2 protein-coding genes are annotated in these 2,684 nt (G+C 59.1%); both read right to left on the reverse strand.

The window, feature by feature from the left end:
* Positions 1-553: 553 nt before the first annotated feature.
* Complete coding sequence (locus M1105_RS20440) at positions 554-1,489, reverse strand: haloalkane dehalogenase (protein WP_249582219.1); 936 nt, start codon at positions 1,487-1,489, stop codon at positions 554-556.
* 161 nt (positions 1,490-1,650) lie between these two features.
* A complete protein-coding gene (locus tag M1105_RS20445; protein WP_249582220.1) occupies positions 1,651-2,280 on the reverse strand; it encodes a gamma-glutamylcyclotransferase in 630 nt (209 codons plus the stop codon).
* Positions 2,281-2,684: the final 404 nt, after the last annotated feature.

A 2,684-nucleotide genomic window follows, 5' to 3' on the forward strand; every position in this document is an offset into this window, starting at 1 on the left:
GGGTGGAGCAGCCCGGTAGCTCGTCAGGCTCATAACCTGAAGGTCGCAGGTTCAAATCCTGCCCCCGCAACCAAATCAAACAACGATATCAAACGCTTGAACTCCGCCCTCCAAGGCGGCGATCGCGTTGGTGACAACCGTGGAAGCACTGTGTCCGATAAGTGCCCCCCCGCCCGCGGCCGTGATTGTCGGTCGCTGTCGGCGGTGCTGGTCCGGGTCGACGGGGCCGTGGTGGACTGGCGATAACGCACGAAGTCTCTCGCACATGGGTCGCTCCCTGCGCCGTGCCGCCGCGGCACGGTTCTCCAGTCCGGATCGGCGGTACCGCTCCAAACCTCGAGGTTGCATTTCCGGTGTTGACGGCCGTGTTCGGTCGCCCGAAAAGGAGCGGTCCTCCGAGTGGTCCGGTTGCATAGTTAGTGGATCGCCGGTCTTTGGTCGACCGGGACGATTGCCTCTGGTGCGGGCGGTTGGCATCTGAGGTCGCTGTGCGGGAGCGGATACTCAGCGAGGTGAAGCGATCGGCGACTCATGATCGCTGTGATTGCGTCGGCTAGGCCAAATCGCCGAAATGTACCAACGCCGCGCGAGCTACTGGCTCGCCCCACTCCTGTACGAAGTGACCCGCATCTTCCAAGATTAAGGGTTCCGGACAGCCGTTGATGGTGTCTCGCAGCATCGTCATAACTCGTGGCCCGAGAACGGGATCCTTAGCGCCGATCGCCATGAAACTCTCGCCGGTCCATTCAGTGCTCCAGAATCGTCGCGCGCGTTTCGCAGTTTCGATTCCGCTCATCCCCGGCTCGATCATGACCAGTTGCGGAAAACGCCTGACGCCGGCTTTGTACCTTTGGTCGGGAAACGGTGCCTCGTAAGCCTGCGCCTCCGCCCCGCTCAGATGCGGGCAGGCTCTCTGCATCAAGGCACCGCAATCCATGTCGGGTCGGCTGGCCACGTAGTCTTTCCAACTTTGGAAGCCATCGCCGAGGCTTTCACCCACTGGGATAGCCGTATTCATAACGATCAGGCGTGAAAAACGACTTTGCATGTCCATCGGAAGGGTAAGGCCCAAAATGCCGCCCCAATCCTGAACCACGAGGGTTACGTTCTGCAGATCCAGCCTCTCGATAAAGGCGAGCATCATGTTGCGATGGAAATCAAAACTGTAGACGTGATCATCGATGGGCTTGTCGGACCTTCCGAAGCCCAGCCAGTCCGGGACGACGACCCGTGCTCCGGATTCTGCGAAGGCCGGCACCATCCGCCGGTAGAGATATGCCCAGGTGGGCTCCCCGGGAAGGCAGAGGAATACCTTCTCAGCATCATCAGATCCCACACTCACGTAGTGCACGCGGAGGCCCTCATAGCCTCTCAGGTCGTCCACGTAGTTCGGGGTGAAGTCGTAGCCCGACAGGTCTGCAAATCGGTCGTCCGGTGTTCTGAGTACGTCCATGCTGAACTCCGCCACCTCGTCGTTTACACCGAGCATGTACGGTGACCGGCTCTCCGACAAAATCGCAAGCGAACTTGGCCGCTTCGTCCGCTGAGCCGCCCTTCGTTATCCGTGCAGCGAACGACTGCTCCGAGCCCGGAGCGGACGCGAAGGTTGTGGTACTCTTAACGGCTGCTTGATGTGCCAAAGTGGACGATTCAGGCAGTACTATCGCCGTTTGGCGGTGACATAGCGTTGAGCATCTGATCGGCGAATGCATCGTCGATTTCCTTCGCGACCATGGCCTGCATCCTCCAGAGATAGGAATCCCTTATGCCCATTTCCTCGAAGTGAACGACGGTGTTGTAGAGATACTCGGCACAGCTGCCCACATAACCCACCGCGGTCGCAAGTCGTCGTGCCTGTTCATCTTCCGGAAGATAGACGAAATCGGCGTCAGCGGCATGCGCGCAGTAGAAGGCAAGCGCTTGAACCGTGCCTTCGGTAGACCTCGCATTTACCCAGCGCAGAGCTGGCAAATCTTCGAGATAGGCGATCTCGCGCTGCAATAGTGTTAGGATCTGGGCTTCACGATCATCATCGGGCAAGCGAAAGACCGCGCCAATACATGAGCCTCCCCTCGCCAGCGCCAACATGAGCCCCGGTGTGTCCGGCGTCGCTCGGTAGTTCTTGATGTTGAGGCAGAAGGCACGCCGCCACCCGTGCACGACTGCGCGCCGCCTCTCCAAGTGTTTGAAGGCTGGTTTCCAAAGCAACGAACCATAAACAAAAAGCCACAGAGACCCGTCCCCGCAATTGCTGGCGAGCTTCGCGGCGAGTTCCGACATCTGGGCATCTGTCAGTGGGGTCAGGTGAGCTGCGGTAGGTCCGGCCGGTTTCTCCACCACCCGGTTGACGCGACTGAGATGCTCGGGTGTCAGCGAGAGCCGGCGCGATACAGTTCCCTTAAACATTAGATAAACCCAGCGATTGATGCGGAAAACGAAACGGCTTCACCTAATAAAGGGGGCTCGTCTCAAAGAATAGGGAGTTTTATTTCTATTAGCAACGGTCATTCGGCGGAGGGTTTGCGAAACACGGCGCTTCGCAAGTGCCGCTTCCGAGCGCAAGTCGCTTTAGTGGACAAGAGCCCCGGCGGCTTCGTCCGCGGACCAGACGATGAGGCAATATTTAAACGGCCGGTCCGGCACCTCGATCAGGCCCTTCCACAGTTGTCGCTGACCGCAGGTTT

The organism is Thermohalobaculum sediminis, from assembly GCF_023487995.1.
In the GTDB taxonomy this organism is placed as follows: Bacteria; Pseudomonadota; Alphaproteobacteria; order Rhodobacterales; family Rhodobacteraceae; genus Thermohalobaculum; species Thermohalobaculum sediminis.

Coding starts and splice junctions, on each gene's coding strand:
- M1105_RS20440 (WP_249582219.1), bottom strand. CDS start 1,489: ATGCTCGGTGTAAACGACGAGGTGGCGGAGTTCAGCATGGACGTACTC.
- M1105_RS20445 (WP_249582220.1), bottom strand. CDS start 2,280: ATGTCGGAACTCGCCGCGAAGCTCGCCAGCAATTGCGGGGACGGGTCT.